This is a genomic window from Massilia sp. Leaf139, from assembly GCF_001424165.1.
Classification (GTDB): Bacteria; Pseudomonadota; Gammaproteobacteria; order Burkholderiales; family Burkholderiaceae_D; genus Telluria.
The window spans coordinates 198,215-216,778 of the sequence record NZ_LMOJ01000012.1 but is presented as its reverse complement, the minus strand read 5'-3'; the positions used below and the strand labels follow the sequence as shown (position 1 = coordinate 216,778).

At 65.2% G+C, this 18,564-nt stretch carries 12 protein-coding genes; 9 read left to right on the top strand and 3 right to left on the bottom strand.

Going from position 1 to position 18,564, the window contains the following annotated elements; genetic code table 11:
• The 9 genes from xdhB (at nucleotide 1) to ASF77_RS09505 (ending at nucleotide 14,811) form a co-directional block, all read left to right on the top strand.
• A complete protein-coding gene (gene xdhB / locus ASF77_RS09545; protein ID WP_056338220.1) occupies nucleotides 1–2,337 on the top strand; it encodes a xanthine dehydrogenase molybdopterin binding subunit in 2,337 nt (778 codons plus the stop codon).
• A complete protein-coding gene (gene xdhC / locus ASF77_RS09540; RefSeq protein ID WP_056338216.1) occupies nucleotides 2,337–3,353 on the top strand; it encodes a xanthine dehydrogenase accessory protein XdhC in 1,017 nt (338 codons plus the stop codon). The genes xdhB and xdhC overlap by 1 nt, the downstream gene beginning before the upstream one ends.
• Complete coding sequence (guaD, locus tag ASF77_RS09535) at nucleotides 3,353–4,672, top strand: guanine deaminase (protein ID WP_056338214.1); 1,320 nt, start codon at nucleotides 3,353–3,355, stop codon at nucleotides 4,670–4,672. The genes xdhC and guaD overlap by 1 nt, the downstream gene beginning before the upstream one ends.
• Before the next feature lie 186 nt (nucleotides 4,673–4,858).
• The gene (locus ASF77_RS09530) at nucleotides 4,859–6,373 is read left to right on the top strand and encodes an adenosine deaminase (protein WP_056338211.1); all 1,515 of its coding nucleotides are present in this window, start codon (nucleotides 4,859–4,861) and stop codon (nucleotides 6,371–6,373) included.
• A 568-nt stretch (nucleotides 6,374–6,941) separates the two neighbouring features.
• A complete protein-coding gene (locus ASF77_RS09525) occupies nucleotides 6,942–9,359 on the top strand; it encodes a TonB-dependent receptor (protein WP_056338207.1) in 2,418 nt (805 codons plus the stop codon).
• A gap of 185 nt (nucleotides 9,360–9,544) precedes the next feature.
• Nucleotides 9,545–11,251 carry a bifunctional UDP-sugar hydrolase/5'-nucleotidase gene (locus ASF77_RS09520; RefSeq protein WP_056338204.1) on the top strand — a complete coding sequence of 569 codons (1,707 nt, stop codon included), beginning with the start codon at nucleotides 9,545–9,547 and terminating at the stop codon, nucleotides 11,249–11,251.
• Between the two features lie 29 nt (nucleotides 11,252–11,280).
• Complete coding sequence (locus ASF77_RS09515) at nucleotides 11,281–12,333, top strand: S1/P1 nuclease (RefSeq protein WP_056338201.1); 1,053 nt, start codon at nucleotides 11,281–11,283, stop codon at nucleotides 12,331–12,333.
• A 149-nt stretch (nucleotides 12,334–12,482) separates the two neighbouring features.
• Nucleotides 12,483–13,313 (top strand): MipA/OmpV family protein, encoded by an 831-nt coding sequence (locus ASF77_RS09510; RefSeq protein ID WP_056338198.1) that lies wholly within the window; start codon nucleotides 12,483–12,485, stop codon nucleotides 13,311–13,313.
• Between the two features lie 103 nt (nucleotides 13,314–13,416).
• A complete protein-coding gene (locus tag ASF77_RS09505; protein ID WP_056338193.1) occupies nucleotides 13,417–14,811 on the top strand; it encodes a hypothetical protein in 1,395 nt (464 codons plus the stop codon).
• A 101-nt stretch (nucleotides 14,812–14,912) separates the two neighbouring features.
• Here ASF77_RS09505 and ASF77_RS09500 read toward each other — a convergent pair whose 3' ends face one another.
• From ASF77_RS09500 to ASF77_RS09490, 3 genes are read right to left on the bottom strand one after another with little or no spacing between them, the layout of a single operon-like run.
• A complete protein-coding gene (locus tag ASF77_RS09500) occupies nucleotides 14,913–15,878 on the bottom strand; it encodes an ABC transporter permease (protein WP_056338190.1) in 966 nt (321 codons plus the stop codon).
• A 3-nt stretch (nucleotides 15,879–15,881) separates the two neighbouring features.
• Nucleotides 15,882–16,967, bottom strand: coding sequence for an ABC transporter permease (locus tag ASF77_RS09495; protein ID WP_056339019.1), 1,086 nt, complete (start codon nucleotides 16,965–16,967; stop codon nucleotides 15,882–15,884).
• 5 nt (nucleotides 16,968–16,972) lie between these two features.
• Nucleotides 16,973–18,502, bottom strand: coding sequence for an ABC transporter ATP-binding protein (locus ASF77_RS09490; RefSeq protein ID WP_056338187.1), 1,530 nt, complete (start codon nucleotides 18,500–18,502; stop codon nucleotides 16,973–16,975).
• Nucleotides 18,503–18,564 lie beyond the last annotated feature (62 nt).

The window sequence follows — 18,564 nt, the reverse complement described above, 5'->3', positions numbered from 1 at the left end:
ATGAACGACGCAGGCGCACCAGCAATCAAGCAGGCGGCGTGGGCAGCGGTCGGCCGCGCCCGCCCGCACGAGTCGGCCACGCTGCACGTGCTCGGCCAGGCCACCTATACCGACGACATCGCCGAAGTAGCGGGCACGCTGCATGCGGCGCTGGGTTTATCCAGCAAGGCCCACGCCAACATCCTCTCGCTCGACCTGGCGCCCGTGCGCGCCGCGCGCGGGGTGGTCTCGGTGCTGACGGTAAAAGACATCCCCGGTACCAACGACTGCGGCCCGATCATCCATGACGATCCGATTCTCGCCGACGGCAAGGTCGAATACGTCGGCCAGCCGATCTTCATCGTCGTCGCCGATACGCACGACAACGCGCGCCGCGCCGCGCGCCTGGCCAAGGTCGCGTACGAAGAGCTGCCGGCCATCCTCACGCCGCAGGAAGCCCACGCCGCCAAGTCCTATGTCGTGCCGCCGATGCGCCTGGCGCGCGGCGACGCCGAAACGGCCTTTGCGCATGCGCCGCACAAGGTGGCCGGCAAGCTGTTTGTCGGCGGCCAGGAGCAGTTCTACCTGGAAGGCCAGATCGCCTATGCGATTCCGGGCGAAGACAAGGGCATGCTGGTGCAGTGCTCGACCCAGCACCCGAGCGAGATGCAGCACGTGGTCGCGCACGCGCTCGGCCTGCATTCGCACCACATCGTGGTCGAGTGCCGCCGCATGGGCGGCGGCTTCGGCGGCAAGGAATCGCAGTCGGCCCTGTGGGCGGCGGCCGCCGCCATCGCAGCAAGCAAGCTGAACCGTCCCGTGAAACTGCGCGCGGATCGCGACGACGACATGCTCGTCACCGGCAAGCGCCACTGCTTTTACTATGAATACGAAGTCGGCTACGACGAGACGGGGCGCATACTGGCCGCGAAAGTCGACATGGTCTCGCGCGCCGGCTTCTCGGCCGACCTGTCCGGCCCGGTCGCCACGCGCGCCGTCTGCCACTACGACAACGCCTATTATCTGTCGGACGTCGACATCCGCGCCGCCTGCGGCAAGACCAATACCCAGTCGAACACGGCCTTCCGCGGCTTCGGCGGCCCGCAGGGCGCGATCGCGATGGAATACGTGTTGGACGAGATCGCGCGCACCCTGCAGGTCGATGCGCTCGACATCCGCAAGATCAATTTCTACGGCAAGACCGAACGCAACGTCACACCCTACGGCCAGGCCGTGGTCGACAACGTCATCCACGAGCTGGTGGCCGAACTCGAGACCTCGAGCGAATACCGCGCGCGGCGCGAGGCCATCGATGCCTTCAACGCCAGCAGTCCCGTGCTAAAAAAAGGCCTGGCGCTCACGCCCGTCAAATTCGGCATCGCCTTCAACGTCACCCACTTGAACCAGGCCGGCGCGCTGGTGCACGTGTATGTCGACGGCTCCATCATGGTCAACCATGGCGGCACCGAGATGGGGCAGGGCATCAACACCAAGGTGATGCAGGTCGTCGCGCACGAACTGGGCGTGGACATGGACAATGTGCGCGCCACCGCCACCAACACCAGCAAGGTCGCCAACACCTCGGCCACGGCGGCGTCGACCGGCGCCGACCTGAACGGCAAGGCCGCACAGGATGCGGCGCGCCAGATCAAGGAGCGCCTGGCGGCCTTCGCGGCGAAGGAGTACGGCGGGGAGGCGGCCGACGTGCGCTTTGCCGCCGATACCGTGTTCGTCAACGCGATGGAAGTGCCGTTCCCGCACCTGGTGCAGAAGGCCTACCTGGCGCGGGTGCAGCTCTGGTCGGACGGTTTTTATGCGACCCCGGGCCTGTCCTGGGACGCCAAGACCATGAACGGCCGGCCCTTCTCCTACTTCGCCTACGGCGCGGCCGTGGCCGAGGTCGTGGTCGACACGCTCACGGGCGAATGGAAGCTGCTGCGCGCCGATGCGCTCTACGATGCCGGCAACTCGCTCAACCCGGCGATCGACATCGGCCAGGTGGAAGGCGCCTTCATCCAGGGCATGGGCTGGCTCACCACCGAGGAACTGTGGTGGAACGCGGGCGGCAAGCTGATGACGCACGCGCCCTCGACTTACAAAATTCCGGGCGTGTCGGACTGCCCGCAGGATTTCCGCGTGCGCCTGTTTAAGAACCGCAACGTCGAAGACAGCATCCACCGCTCGAAGGCCGTGGGCGAGCCGCCGTTGCTGCTGCCGTTCTCGGTCTTCTTCGCGATCCGCGACGCCATCTCGGCGGTCGGCGGCCACCGCGTCAATCCGCCGCTGAACGCGCCGGCGACGAGCGAGGAAATCCTCGACGCCATCGCTTTCGTCGAAGCAGCTGCTTCCCGCGCGTGATGGACGACTGGCTGACAGCCGCGCTGCGTGCGCCGGCCGTGCTGGTCACGGTCGCCATCGTCGAAGGCTCGGTGCCGCGCGAAGCGGGCGCGAAGATGCTCGTCATGGCGGACAGCTTCGCCGGGACGATCGGCGGCGGGCACCTGGAACATCGGGCGATCGAGATCGCGCGCACGATGCTGGAGGAGGGCGGGGCGCCGAGATTGGAGCGCTTCGCGCTGGGGCCGAGTCTGGGACAGTGCTGTGGCGGCGTTGCGCATCTCGTGTTCGAGATCGCGGACCGGGATCAGATGGCGCTGCTCGATGGGCGGCGCAGTGTCGACACTATCCGGGTGCTTGCGCTGGCTGGACGCGTGGACGGGAAACCCGTCCGCCCTACGTGGGCGCTCGTCGACGGATCTGGGCGGCACATCGCCGGCGCCCCTGTCCCCGCCTTTGACCGCTTGCTCGGCACCCACGTCTTCACCGATGCCGACGGCCATCGCTGGCTGGCCGACGCCGTGCTCGCCCCGCGCGCCCACCTGATGCTCTTCGGCGCCGGCCACGTCGGCGCCGCCATCGTGCGCGCGCTGGCCGACTTGCCTTGCCGCGTCACCTGGGTCGACGAGCGCGAGGATCTGTTCCCGCGCGACTTGCCGGCCAACGTGACGATCGAGGCGACCGACATCCCCGAGGCGCTCGCCGAAGGCGCGGCGCCCGGCACCACCTTCCTGGTGATGACGCACAGCCATGCACTTGACCTGCGCCTCTCAAACGCGATATTGTCGCGTCCCGCCGCCGACTGGTTCGGTTTGATCGGATCCGACACCAAGCGCCGCCAGTTCGAACACCGCCTGCGCGAGCGCGGCATCGCCAACGAGCGCATCGACGCCATGGTCTGCCCGATCGGCCTGCCCGGCATCGCCGGCAAGGCGCCGGCCATCATCGCCGCGTCTTGCGCGGCCCAGCTATTGACCGTCTGGGAGGCGTTCGAGAACGCCGCCAGCCACCCCCAAGTTTCTTCGGAATCCAACTGATGTCCACCGCGACCCCAACCGTGCAAGCCTACCGTGCGAGCTTGCTGCATTTTCACGCCGACCCCGCCTTTAGCGCCGACGCCTATTCCTGGTTCGAGGACGGCCTGCTCGTCGTCGAGGACGGCCGCGTCAAGGCTGCCGGCGACTACGCGCAACTGGCGCCGGCGCTGCCCGCCGGCCTCGTGCCCGTCGACTACCGCGGCCAGATCATCACGCCCGGCTTCATCGACACCCACCTGCATTATCCGCAGACGGACATGATCGCCTCGCCCAGCCCGGGCCTGCTGCCCTGGCTCGAGACCTATACCTTCCCGACCGAGCGCCAGTTCGCCGACCCGGCGCATGCGCGCGCCACCGCCGAGTTCTTCCTCGACGAGCTGACCCGCTGCGGCACCACCACGGCCGTCGTCTACTGCACCGTGCACCGCGAATCGGTCGACGCCTTCTTCGAGGCCAGCGAGGCACGCAACCTGCGCATGGTGGCGGGCAAGGTGCTCATGGATCGCAACTGCCCCGACTTCCTGCGCGACACCGAAGGGCAGGTGGGCGAGAGCGAAGCCCTGATCAACAAGTGGCACAAGCACGCGCGCTCGCTGTATGCGATCACGCCGCGCTTCGCACCGACTTCCAGTCCGGCCCAGCTGGGCGCCATCGCCGAACTGGCCAAGGCCTATCCCGACACCTTCATCCAGACCCACGTCTCGGAAAACCAGGACGAAGTGAACTGGGTGCGCGAACTGTATCCGGATGCGCGCAGCTACCTGGGCGTCTACGACGGCTATGGCCTGATGCGCCCGCGCGCCCTGTTCGGGCACTGCATCTGGCTCGACGACGAGGACTTCGCGCGCATGGCGGCCACCGGTTCGGCGGCGTCCGTCTGCCCGACCTCGAACCTCTTCCTCGGCAGCGGCCTGTTCGATTTCGAAAAGGCCGACGGCGCCGGCGCCAAGGTCACCCTGGGCACCGACGTCGGCGCCGGCACCTCGTTCTCGATGCTGCAGACGATGAACGAAGCCTACAAGGTGGCGCGCATGAAGGGCAGCTACCTGCCGGCGCTGCGCATGTTCTATCTCGCCACCCTGGGCGCGGCGCGCGCGATGGATCTGGAGGGGACGATCGGCAGTTTTACCGTCGGCGCGGAGGCCGATTTCATCGTGCTCGATCCGACATCGACGCCGCTGCTGGCGCGGCGCAGCAGCCATTGCAATTCGCTGGAAGAGCAGCTGTTCGCGCTGGCCTTGTTGGGCGACGACCGGGCGATCCGGGCGACGTATGCGGCCGGGGCGAAGGTGCACGAGCGCAGCGGGACGGTTGATTGATACGTTAGCGGTGTGTTGGATCTGCACGCGGGCATCCCGCCCTACCTTACGCATCAGTCAACAATGTTCGATGTTGGCGGCCGTGCACCATAGGGCGGGCATGCCCGCGTGGGTTTACGCACATTGCCAACAATGCACGAAGCCGTTAAAGTTGCGCGGCCCCGTCACCCAACAAGAAAGACCCCCATGCAGACCATTTTCAGCCGCAGCCTGCTGATCGCCCTGGCCGTCGCGGCCGCACCGGCGGCGCTGGCCAAGGAACCGGCCACCGCATCGCGCCTGGCCAACGAAGCCGCGACCAGCCGTCATTACGCCGCGCTCATCGCTGGCCAGGAGCCGAAGCTGGCCGAGCTGACCATGTTCTTCACGCAGATGCCCAAGGGCGGCGACCTGCACCACCATTACTCGGGCGCGATCTATGTCGAGCAATACCTCGACTTCCTCGACCGCCAGGGCCTGTGCGTGAACAAGCAGACCTACCGCATCGAGACCGACAAGGCCGTCATCGCAACCGAGCGCGCCAAGCCGGCCAAGGAACGCACTTGCCTCAACAGCGCCGAAGTCTATGCCGACGACCACACCTGGCGCGAGCTGGTGCAGCGCTGGTCGAACAAGGACTTCGACAACCACGGCGTCCTGAACCCGCCGCCGGATCGCCTGTTCTTCCAGACCTTCGGCTACTTCGGCCCGGTCTCGAACGCCAACTTCGCCGAAGGCCTGCAGGAGCTGAAAAAACGCGCCATCGCCGAGAACGTCAGCTATATCGAGACCATGTTCAAGATGGCGCCGGCCATCGCCAACGCCGACTTCGACGCCAAGGCCTGGCAGTTCGCCAACGACGACGCCAGCTTGAACCTGGAATTGCGCAAGGCGATGGAAGCGCTCGAGCGCGACCCGGCCTTCGGTAAGTCGATCGCCGACTTCGTGGCCAAGATCGACCAGGCCGCGGCCGGCATCGACGACGAGCGCTTCACGATGCGCTACCAGACCTATGTGCTGCGCCTCCTGAATCCATCGCAGGTGTTTTCCTCGATGGTCGCCGCCTTCAAGTCGGCCGCCATGGGCGGCAAGGTCGTCGGCGTGAACATCGTCGGCCAGGAAAGCACCCATGTCTCGATGCGCGATTACGCGCTGCACATGAAGATGTTCGGCTTCCTGAAGAGCGTCTACCCGCAGGTCAAGGTGGCGATGCACGCGGGCGAGCTGGCGCTGGGCGACGTGCCGCCGGAAGGGCTGAAGTTCCACATCGACCAGGCCCTGGTGGTGGCCAAGGCCGACCGCATCGGCCACGGCATCGACCTGGCGCACGAGTCGAACGCCGCCGCCATCCTGCGCAAGATGCGCGCGGACGATATCCCGGTCGAGATCAACCTGACCTCGAACGGTTTTATCAGCGGCATCAAGGGCGAGAACCATCCGGTGACCCTGTACCGCAAATATGGCGTGCCGTATGTGATCTCGACCGACGACGCCGGCGTTACCCGCCACACGCTGTCGCAGGAATACGTGCTGTTCGCCAGCCGCTACAAGCCGGACTACGCGGAAATGAAGAAAACGGCGTACAACAGCATCCGCTACGCCTTCCTGCCGGCTGCCGACAAGGCACGCCTGACGCGCCGGCTCGACGCCCGTTTCGCCGCATTCGAAGCGGAGGTGGCAGGACTGGCCAAGACCGCCGTCGGCGCCAAACCCAAGCGCTGAACAAGGCACTGAAAAACGCGCTGAAAGACGCGCCGGAAAGCAGCGCGGCATTGCATAAAAAACAAGGCGAGATGTTGAGAAACATCTCGCCTTGTTGCATTTTTGAATGGATTTCCAGGCGCGTGTGGCCTCGGCGCTACACATTCTCACCCCGCACGGGGCATTTCAAAAAATAGTTGCCACTTTTATTTCCAGCCAGAATGCCTCCTTTATAATCGCCGCCGTAGCGTAGACAAGCGAAAACCGGCCGTAAAGACGGGTTTTGCGGTTCTGGCAGCCGGATTTATTCAGGCAACGTATCAATTCCCAAGGGAATCGGTATTTGTCTTGGTGGTGGGAGGCGTGCATAGTTTCTTGGTTGACAGGAAAGAAAGTCAATCGAGCAACTTTGCGGCAGTCTCCAGTTCGGGTGAGCGAGTGAGTAGGCTGAGTAAGCCGGCTGTCATCAGCGTGACACACGACACCCCTATAGTACCGTGCCCGTGCAGCAGGAACCCGTTCCCTACGTATGCCGTCATGCAGGTTCAAGCTTGCAGCTGAAAATTTTTAAACACTCTAGGAGTTTTGAATGCAATCCGCTTTGATTCAACAACCGAAGTTGCGCCTGAGCCTGATCGCTCTGGCATGCCACGTGGCATGTGTCGGCGTCGCCCACGCTCAGGAAACGACGACGACGACGGCTTCGGACGCTCAGCCGACGCGCCAGGTGATCATCACCGGCAAGAAGCTCGGCATGGGCCTGATGGTGACGGAAGACGCACCGAAAGCGCGTTCGACCGTGACCGCGGAAGAGTTGGAAAAGCAGCGTCCAAGCGGCAATGCGTACGAAGCCCTGGAAATGCTGCCGTCGGTGAACAGCTACAACCATGACGCAACCGGCCTGTTCGGTGGCGGCCTGACCCTGCGCGGCTTCAACAGCGACCAGATCGGCGCAACCATCAACGGCGTGCCGGTCAACGACTCTGGTTCGTTCGCTGTCTACCCACAAGAATACGTCGACCAGGAAAACACCTGCTCGCAGTTCGTGACCCAGGGTTCGACCGACGTCGACTCGCCACAGGTCGGCGCGACCGGCGGTAACTTCGGCATCGTCACCTGCAACCCGGAAAACAACCGCCGCTGGCGCATCATGCACACCATGGGCCAGCTGAACATGTACAAGACCTTCGTCCGCTTCGACAGCGGCAAGTTCGCCGATGGCCGTTCGAAGTTCTTCATCTCGGGCTCGAAAGCCAAGACCGACAAGTGGAAGGGCAAGGGCGTCGCCAAGCGCGAGCACATCGATGCCGGCTTCAACTACGACTGGGACAAGTTCAACTACATCCACGCCACCGTGCTGTGGAACGAAGCGCTGAACAACAGCATCAACAACCTGACGCTGACCGAAATCCGCAACTTCGGCTACTTCTACGACACCAGCCCGACCTACCCGACGCAGCCGACGCCAGTGCGCGGCACCGCGCAGAACGCCGTCGTGCCGTCGCCGCTGTACTACGACCTGTACATCAACCCGTTCAAGAACGCGATCGCCTCGGCTGAAGCGAAGTTCCGCCTGAACGACGACCTGACCCTGAAGATCGTGCCTTACTTCTGGTACGGCTTCGGCAACGGCGGCCTGCAGCAGCGCCTGGCCTTCGAAAGCCCACGTCCACGCGTCGCACCAGCGACCGGCACCGATGCCACCTTCATGGATCCGGCCACCGGCACCCTGACCGGCCGCGTCGACCTGAACGGCGACGGCGACACCCTGGACAGCGTGATCATGGCCAACGCCAGCGTCACCAACACCAAGCGTCCTGGCCTGACCTCGTCGCTGACCTTCAACTGGGGCGATCACCAGATCCTGGGCGGCTTCTGGTGGGAGCGCGCGCGTCACCGTCAGACCGGCACCATGGTGCCTGTGACGGCCGAAGGCAAGCCAGTCGATCCATACCTGCAAGACCAGGCGGTGCGCCGCTCGGATGGCTCGCTGTTCCAGAGCCGCGACTGGGATACGGTCTCGACCGCCTACCAGGCGTTCATCCAGGACACGATCAGCTTCGCCGACAACAAGGGCCAGATCAACGTCGGTATCCGTACCCCGTTCATCGAGCGTGACTTCACGAACTTCCGTAGCGAAGCCAACCTGCGTCCGACCTACAACATCACCAAGAAGTACAAGGACATCCTGCCGCAACTGGGCGCGCGTTACCGCGTGACCAACGACGACCAGTTCTTTGCCTCGGTCGCGAAGAACATGAAGGCGCCGCCGAACTTCGTGTTCAGCAACTTCGGTTCGAACGTCAACCTGGTCAACGGCGTGGCCACCCTGCGCGGCGACGTGAAGGAAGAGACCTCGTACAACACCGACATCGGCTACCGTCACCAGGACAACAAGTTCATCGCCACGGTGACCGTGTTCAACGTCGACTTCCGTAACCGTCAGGCGACCGCGTTCGACCCGATCACCAACACCAGCAGCTACACCAACGCTGGCCGCGTGAGCACCCGTGGTTTCGAACTCGAAGCAGGTAACACCCCGATCAATGGCTGGTCGTTCTACGGCTCGTTCGGCTACACCGACAGCGAGATCAAGGACAACCTGCGCGTGACCGCAACGGCTACCCTGCCGACCGCCGGCAAGGAAATGCCGCTGACCCCGAAACTGAAGGCCGGCCTGTCGGCTGAATACCAGACCGGCGCCTTCTGGACCCGTCTGAAAGCCAAGTCGACCAGCAAGCAAGCTGCAACCCTGGTCAACGACGAATGGGCACCTGGCTACACGACCTTCGGTATCGATGCTGGCTACACCTTCGCCAACTACGGTATCTTCAAGCGTCCTAAGCTGACCGTGAACCTGAGCAACATCACGAACAAGCAGTACCGCAACCCGTCGTCGAACAGCATCAACAACACGACGGCACTGCCAGGCATCTCGGCTGGCACCCTGCGTTACTACCTGGGCGCGCCACGCTTCGCGTCGTTCACCCTGTCGGTCGACATCTAAGTCGCCGCATGTCCGCCGCGCTCGCGTGGCGGACAGCAGGAGCACCACCAGAAACAGGCCTTCGGGCCTGTTTTTTATTGAGGACGTGCTGCCGGCGCGGGGCCCTGTAAAGATGGCCGTGCGCGATCTTGCATGCAATAATTCGGAGCGCCGCAGGCGCCCGTGTTCATCAGCGAAAGACCTCCATGATTGTTTACCCGCGCGTCCGCGCATCCCTGACCCTCCTGACCCTGGCGCTGGCCGCCGCCGGCTGCACGACGCCGCCCCAGGGGCCGGTCACCCTGAACCTGGTCGCGATCAACGACTTCCACGGCAACCTCGAGCCGAGCAAGTACACCTATACCAGCGCCGCGACCGGCAAGACCGAAACCCTGCGCGCGGGCGGCATCGAAGCCCTGAGCGGCGCACTGGCGGCCTGGCGGAAGGAAGACAAGGAGTTGCTGTTCATCGGCGTGGGCGACCTGATCGGCGCCAGCCCGGCGCTATCCTCGATGTGGGCCGACGAGCCGAGCATCGAGGCGATGAACCTGCTCGGCCTGCGCCTGTCGTCGGTCGGCAACCACGAATTCGACGCCGGCGGCAAGGAACTGCTGCGCCAGCAGGCCGGCGGCTGCGATTCGCCGCGCCCGGCCAAGGCCTGCAAGCTGCTGCCGAACTACGGCGGCGCGCGCTTCACCTATCTCGCCGCCAACGTGCTCGACAAGGCAACGGGTAAACCGTTCATGCCGGCCTACCGCGTGGAAAGCGTGAAGGGCGTCAAGGTCGGCGTCGTCGGCGCCGTGCTCGAAGGCACGGCCTCGGTCGCCGTGGCCTCGGCCATCGCCGGCCTCGACTTCATCGACGAAGCCGACGCCATCAACAAGGCGCTGCCGCAGATGCGCGCCGAGGGCGCCAAGGTCTTCGTCGCCCTGATCCACGAAGGCGGCCGCACCGACGAATCGCCGGATCAGCCGGGCTGCAAGGGCCTGACCGGCGGCGTGGTCGACATCGTCAAGCGCCTGGATCCGGCGATCCGCCTGGTCATCACCGGCCATTCGCACCAGGGCTACCTGTGCACCGTCGACGGCCGCGTCGTCACCCAGGCCGATGCGGCGGGGCACCTGCTGTCGCGCATCGCCATGAAGGTCGATCGGAAGAGCGGCGCCATCGCCGACATCGACGTCAAAAATGTCGTGATGAACCCGGAACTGTTCCCGGCCGACCCGAAAGTGTCCGCCTACCTCGCCACCGTGAAAGAGCGCAGCCGCGCGGCGCTGGCGCGTCCGCTCGGCAAACTCGGTAGCGCCACCGTCGCGCGCAAGGCCAGCGAGGCGGGCGAGTCGCCGCTGGGCAATCTGATCGCCGACGCCGTGCTGGCCGCCACCCGTGCCCAGGGCGCGCAGATCGGCTTCATGAACAATGGCGGCATCCGCAAGGATCTGGAAACTTCGGATGCCGCGCTGACCACCAATTTCGGCCATGCCCAGGCGGTACTGCCTTTCGGGAATACCCTGGTCGTGCTGGATCTGACCGGCGCGCAACTGCGCCGCCTGCTGGAACAGCAGTGGCAGCGCCCGAGCGCGTCCGGCGCCACGGTGCTGCAGGTCTCGCAAGGCCTCACCTACACCTGGGACGCGGCGCGTCTGGTCGGCCAGCGCCTGGTGCCGGGCAGCCTGAAGTTCAACGGCGCCCCGGTCGAGGACAACAAGACCTATCGTGTGGTCGCCAACAACTTCCTGGCCGAAGGCGGCGACAATTTCCCGGAATTTGCCAAGGGTACGAATCGCGTCGACACCGGCATCGTCGACCTCGACGCCCTGAGCGACTACATCGCCAAAAATCCCGGCGCCGGCGGCACGCAAGCCGGCCTGGCGCCCACCACCCGCATCGACAAAGTGCGCACGACCAAATAACGCAGTACCGCTCTCACAACGGAGAATCCATGAAAAAACTAGCCTGTGTCCTCGCGCTTGCCGGCGCCTTCGCATCGACCAATGCCCTGGCCTGGGGCGGCGACGGCCACCGCGCGGTCGGCGCCATCGCCGATAAACTGCTCAAGGGCACGAACGCCCAGAAACAGATCGCCGCCTTGCTGCTGCCGGGCGAAACGCTCGAATCGATCGCCAACTGGGCCGACTGCGTGAAGGGCACCTATTGCGGCCCGCAGTCGCAAGAAATGATCGACTACACCACGGGCAATCCAAAGCACAGCGAGTACCACTACACCGACGTGCCTTTCCAGCTCGAGCGCTACCATGACCATGGCGTCGGCACCAGCGAAGTCGACATCGTGCAGACCCTGAAGCAGTGCATCGCCGTCCTGCAAGGTAAAACCGATCCGGCCCTGAATCCGCACAAGTTCACCAAGCGCCAGGCGCTGATCCTGCTGACCCACATGACCGGCGACATCCACCAGCCGCTGCACGTGGGCGCGGCCTTCGTGTCCAAGGACGGCAAATTCGTCGTGCCGAAGACCCATGCGGAAGTCGACGAGACCGCGATCTTCGATTCGCGCGGCGGCAACAACCTGCTGCTGGACGACCAGAAGCTCACCGAGCTGTCCGCGGGCCTGATTCCGCCGGGCGAGCCGAAGCCGATCCGCGAAGGCGTGCCGAAGGCGCTCACAAAACCCTTCCACTCGTACTGGGACAGCACGACGGTCGACTATGCCTTCCGCCGCGTGCAGACCAAGACGCCGGAACAGTTCGCCCAGTTCGCCATCGACAGCAAGCCGGCAATCAAGGCCAACAGCGGCGATCCGGCGACCTGGCCTTACCAGTGGGCGGACGACGCGCTGGTGGTGTCGAAATTCGCCTATGCCGACGTGGTGCCGGGCAAGATCACGGCACAGACCAGCAAGAAGGGCGAGACCTATTACACCTTCGCCCTCGAGGTGCCGGCCAACTACCCGGTGCCGAGCTCGCAGATCGCCAAGGAACAGCTGATCAAGGGCGGCTACAAGCTGGCCGAAGTGCTGAAAGCCATCTACGGCTGATCCTTCGTCGCTGATCGTCCGACACGAAGCCGCAGCGTCATCGCTGCGGCTTTTTTCATAGCCGCCTTCCATATGTGCGGCTGGGCTGGGCCGCGCGCGGCTAGAATGGCGCTTCCGGCGCGCCGCGCCGCCTTACCTTCGGACACCGCATGAACCGCTACCACCTGGCCGGCATCGGCCTGGCTTGTCTCGCCGCGACCTCGGCCCAGGCGCAGACCGGCGCACCCGCCCAACCGCTGTGGGAACTGGGCCTGGCCGCCGGCGCCGTCAGCACGCCTTCGTATCCGGGCGCCGACGACCGCGAGACGCGCGGCCTGGCGCTGCCGGTCATCATCTACCGTGGCAAGATCTTCCGTTCCGACCAGGGCGGCATCGGCGCACGCGTGTTCAAGACCGACACGGCCGAACTCGATATCGGCCTGGCCGCTTCGCTGCCGGCGCGCTCGGACGACGTCGAGGCGCGCGCCGGCATGCCGGATCTGGGCGCACTGGCCGAATTCGGCCCGCGCCTGAAGTTGCGCCTGGCCCGCTTCGACGCCCGTTCCGGCCTGCGCGCCGAACTGCCGCTGCGCGCAGTGATGGAGGTACGCAGCGGCCTGCGCCACCAGGGCTATACCTTCGAGCCGCGCCTGGTCTACGAGCGCCGCAGCGCCGACGGCAAATGGCTGTTCGACACCCAGCTCGCGGCGGTGGTCGGCGACGCCAAGATCAACCGCTATTTTTACGAGGTGCGCCCGCAGCACGCGACCGCCAACCGCCCGGCCTACGCGGCCGACGCCGGTTTGATCCTGGTGCGCGCCGGCGTGTTCGCGGCGCGCGTGATCAACCCGGATCTGCGCGCCTATGCCTTCCTGCGCGCCGAGAACTATGGCGTCGGCAAGAACGACAAGAGTCCGCTGCACTTGCGCGACAATGGGGTCTCGGCGGGCTTTGGCTTGTCATGGACGATCAAGCGATCTGTGGCTTTGGCGAGCGATTAAGGGCGCTGCATAGCGACTTCCAGAGAGACTTTGTTCGTACGCAATCCACATGGATTGCGACGCGGAAGAATGGACTGTTGTCACTTCTTCCGACGAGACGAACATGCGCCTGCGAGCCTGGTATCTCTGTTACTGCGTTTCCGTGCTTGGCCTGCTGCTGGCGGTGCCGGCCGCCGTCGTTGCTGCCACCTCCGCGCCCGATCCTTATCTCGACCACAACGGCAGCCTGCCCGCGCGCGCCGACTATGCCGGGCCGCTGTTCAAGCTCAGCCACGATTATCCGGCCGGCGTGCCGGCGCCCCTCATGCCATGGCGTACGGCGATCGGTAACCAGCCGATCAGCACTGCAACCGCGGCCGCCTACACCCAGGCGCTGAAGGATTACGTCGCGCGCGACATGGTGGCGCTGCTGGCGAACGATGGCGAGTGGAACGCCGGCCGCGCCGGCTGGTACAACGATCCCTGGCTGGGCACGCAGCGCGAGGCGATCAAGGGCCTGCTGGTCGGGAACGAGCGCATCGACGACAGCCTGTTCCCGAAGAGCGGCCTCGCGAAACCCTTCACCACCTATGTGATCACCTATTACAACCGCACGGCGGGGCAGACCCTGGGCGCGATCTGGCGCGATCCGCATGCGCCGCGCCTCGACAACGGCGCCACCCAGTATGCCGAGGGCGCGGTTACCGTCAAACTCGCGTTCACGACGGCGGGGCCCGCCGAGTGGCCGGCGATGCGCGGCGCGCTCGCCTGGCCGATGATGCTGACGGCGAATGCCACCACCGGCCAGTTCGACCGCGCCAGCTTCGGCAAGGGCTACCTGATGCAGGTCGACATCGTGGTCAAGGACACGCAATCGGCGCCGCAGACGGGCTGGGTGTTCACCAGCCTGGTCTACGACCGCGCGACGCGTCCGGGCAGCCGTGGCGTCTGGGATCAGATGGTGCCGCTGGGCGCGCAATGGGGCAACGATCCGCGCGTGGACAGCGCCGCGCAGCCGAACGCGCCGCTGCAGGAAAGCTGGGTCAACCCGCACGCGCCGCCCTACGCCCTCGAGACCCTGGGCTGGGGAGGGCGCCTGTCGGGGCCGAACGACCATGGCGTCAACGATATCTCGGTCGTCAGCGCGGGCAAGCGCAGCCTGTTGCGGCGCGCGCCCAATTCGTCCTGCCTCAGCTGCCACGGCGCCTCGCAATGGAACCCGGCCAATCCGAAGAAGGGGATGGCTTCCTTCCTGATGCCGCTGGCGCCGCCCGAGCCGGACGGCGCGCCGAACGCCGGCTCACCGTATCTGAACTCGCCGGCGCCCGGGTCGGCAGGGTGGCTGCGCTGGTTCCAGAACCGCGCCGGCACCGAACCGATGGACGCCGGCAGCATCCCCGGCGACTACGACCTGGCGCTGACCTTCCGCGTGCTACCGGCCTGGTTCGAAGCGATGAGCGGGAAAAAGCACGCGCTGCAGAAGATGGATGCGGGTGGGCAGATGCTCAAGCCGGAGTGATGGCGACGCGAGGTTTCATCTGGCGGTTGAACGCGTGCATCGCGCGCATGCATAAAAAAGGGCGACCCGCAGGCCGCCCTCCATTCGACGCGAAGTGCCGCTTAGCGCGACTTCACGAACGGCTTGCCCACCGCCTTCGGCGCCACCGACTTCGCCATCAAGCCGGCCAGCACGATCACGGTCACGACATACGGAATCATCTGGATCAGCGAGCCCGGAATGCGGCCGACCACCGGCAGGTCGACGCCTTCGATCTGGATCTGCACGGCCGAGAAGAAGCCGAACATCAGGCAGCCGAGCACGGTCTGCAGCGGACGCCAGTTACCGAACACGAGAGCGGTCAGCGCCAGGTAGCCGGCGCCGGCCGACATGTCGCGCAGGAAGAAGCCGCTCTGGACGATCGAGAGATAAGCGCCCGAGAACGAGCACAGCACGCCGGCGACCAGCATCGCCATGTAGCGCGTCTTTTCGACCGAGACGCCGGCGGCGTCGGCCGCGTGCGGGTTCTCGCCGCAGGCGCGCAGGCGCAAACCGAAACGGCTGTGGTAGACCACCCAGTGCACGAGCGGTAGCAGGGCAAACGCGAGGTAGACCAGCGGCGAGTGCCCGCCGATCACGTTGCCGTAGAACCAGCCGAGGAAGGGGATGTCGGCCAGGGCGGCGGTGCCCGGCAGGACGACGTCAGTCAGGCGCGCCGAACCCAGATCCGGCGTGCGTCCGCCTTGCTGAAAGATGTACTGGGCGACCACGAAGGTCAGGCCGCTCATGGCGATGTTGATGGCGATGCCGGCCACCAGTTGGTTGCCCTTCTGGGTGATCGAGACGAAGGCCTGCACCATCGCGAGGGCGACCGAGACGGCGATGCCGGCGGCGACGCCGGCCCACGGGTTTTGCGTGGTGTAGCCGACGGCGGCCGAGACGAAGGCCGAGGCGAGGATCTTGCCTTCGAGGCCGATGTCGACCACGCCGCTGCGTTCGGCGAAGAGACCCGCCAGCGCTGCGAACATCAGCACCGGCGCGTTGCGGATCGTCGAGACGACGATACTGGCGATATGGAAGTCTTCCATGGCTTAACCCTTACGTGTTGCGTTGATCAGTTTCAGGACTGCCGGGGCGTAGAAATTCTCCATCGCGCCGCAGAACAGGATGATCAGGCCCTGGATGAAAACGAAGGTCTCGACCGGGATGTTCGGTTTTTCCAGCGACAGGTCGAAACCGCCCTGGATCAGCGCGCCAAACAGTACCGAGGACAGGAAGATGCCAACCGGATGCTGGCGCCCCATCAGCGCGATCGCGATGCCGACGAAACCGGCGCCGGCCGGGAAGTTCAGGCTCAGGTAGTGGGTCGAGCCCATCACCGAGTTCACCGCGGCCAGGCCGGCCAGGGCGCCCGAGATCAGCATCGCGACGATGATCATGCGGCTGATGCGCACGCCGGCGTAGTGGGCCGCGTGCTGGTTCAGGCCGGTGGCGCGCAGCTGGTAGCCCCAGCTCGAGCGCGAGACCATCACGCCGTAGATGACGAGCGCCACGATCGCGATCGGGAAGCCGATGTTCAGCGGGGTGTCGCCGAAGAAGGGGAACCAGGTGTTCAGGGTCGGCAGCGCGGCCGAGTCGGCGAACACGCGGCTGGCCGGATTCTGCTCGCCCTCGGGGATGAGGTACTTCACGATGATGAAGTTCATCAGGCTGGCGGCGATGAAGTTGAACATGATGGTCGTGACCACCACGTGGCTGCCGCGTTTCGCCTGCAGGTAGCCCGGCAGGAAGGCCCACAGGGCTCCGAACAGGGCGCTGCCGATCATCGCCAGCGGGATCAGCAGCCAGGGCGAGAGCGTCGCATCGAAGGCCAGCACGGCCAGGGTCAGGCCCAGGCCGCCGAAATACATCTGGCCTTCGGCGCCGATGTTGAACAGGCCCGCCTTCATGGCGATCGACACGGCCAGGCCCGTGAAGATGAAGGTGCTGGCGTAGAACAGCGTATAGGCCAGGCCTTCGGGATTGATGACGGCCGAGTCGATCAGGATCTTCATCGATTCGACCGGGCTTTCGCCCAGCAGGTGGATGACGAGCGCGGCGACCAGCAGCGCCGACAGCAGGTTCAGCAGCGGCAGGACGATCCCTGTCGCCCAGCGTGGCAGTTCGGTGAGTTTCATCTGTTTCATGACTTGTGCATCCCGCCCATCAGCAGGCCGATGCGGGTGGTGTCGAATTCATCGACATTCAGTTCGCCCGTGACGCGGCCGCCCGACATGACCACGATGCGGTCGGCCAGCGCGCGCACTTCTTCCAGTTCGACCGAGACCAGCAGGATCGCCACGCCCTCGTCGCGCAGGCGCAGCAGCTGGGTGTGGATCGATTCGATGGTGCCGATGTCGACGCCGCGGGTCGGCTGGCCGACCAGCATCAGCTTCGGCGCCGCCGAGACTTCGCGCGCGATCACGACTTTCTGCTGGTTGCCGCCCGAAAGAAGGCCAATGCGCAGATCCGGATTGTTCGGACGCACGTCGAAGGCCTGCAACAGGTGCGCGCAGCGCTTGGCGATCGCATCGAAGTCGAACAGGCCCCAGCGGTTTTTTACACGTTCCTGGTAGCCGAACACGGTGTTCTGCATCACCGAGAAATCCTTGATGACGCCGTCGCGCAGCCGGTCTTCCGGCACGTGGCCGATGCCGAGGTTGCGGAAGGTGGCGGGCAGGCCGTCGGCATTCGTGCGGCGGCCGTAGGGCAGGGCCTTGCCTTCCAGCTCGACCTGGCCGGAGGTCGGCAGGCGCATGCCCGCCAGGATTTCCATCAATTCGCTCTGGCCGTTGCCCGAGACGCCGGCAATGGCGACGATTTCGCCGGCGCGCACGGTGAGGTCGATGTCGGCCAGCAGCTGGACGCCGTTCGCATCCTTCAGCTGCAGCTTCGACACCTTCAGCACGGCGGCGCCCGGATTGAAAGGCTTGCGCGGCAGGTTGCCCTCGATCGGGCGGCCGACCATCATGTTGGCCAGCTGCTCCTTCGAGGTGTCTTTCGTCGCGACCGCTCCCGACACGCGGCCGGCGCGCAGCACCGTCACCTGGTCGGTGATGTCCATGATCTCCTGCAGCTTGTGGGTGATCAGGATGATGGTTTTGCCCTGATCCTTGAACAGGCGCAGGATTTCGAACAGCGAGGCCGTTTCCTGGGCGGTCAGCACGGCGGTCGGCTCGTCCAGGATCAGGATCTCGGCGCTGCGGTAGATCTGCTTGAGGATCTCGACACGCTGCTGGGCGCCCACCGACAGGTCGTGGATGGTCGCGAGCGGATCGACGTCGAGGCGGTAGCGCGTGCAGATCTCGCGCAGCTTGTTTTCCACTTCCTTGCGCTTGGCGGCCAGCTTGAAGCCGCCTTCGGCGCCGAGCATCACGTTGTCGAGCACGGTCATGTTCTCGACCAGCATGAAGTGCTGGTGCACCATGCCGATGCCCAGATCGATGGCTTCCTGGCTGTTGCGGATCGCACGCGCCTGGCCGTCGATCAGGAGCTGGCCGCTGTCGGCATGGTAGTAGCCGTACAGGATGCTCATCAGGGTGGATTTGCCGGCGCCGTTTTCTCCGATGACGCCGTGGATGGAACCCTTGGCGATCGTGAAGCTGACGTCAGCGTTCGCTTGCACCCGCCCGAAGGCCTTGCTTATGTTGCGAAATTCTACGGCTGGCTGCATAGCGATGAGTAGTCAATTAGGTGATTCATTTATTCAAAAAGCGCGCCGGGCCGGAAAACCGG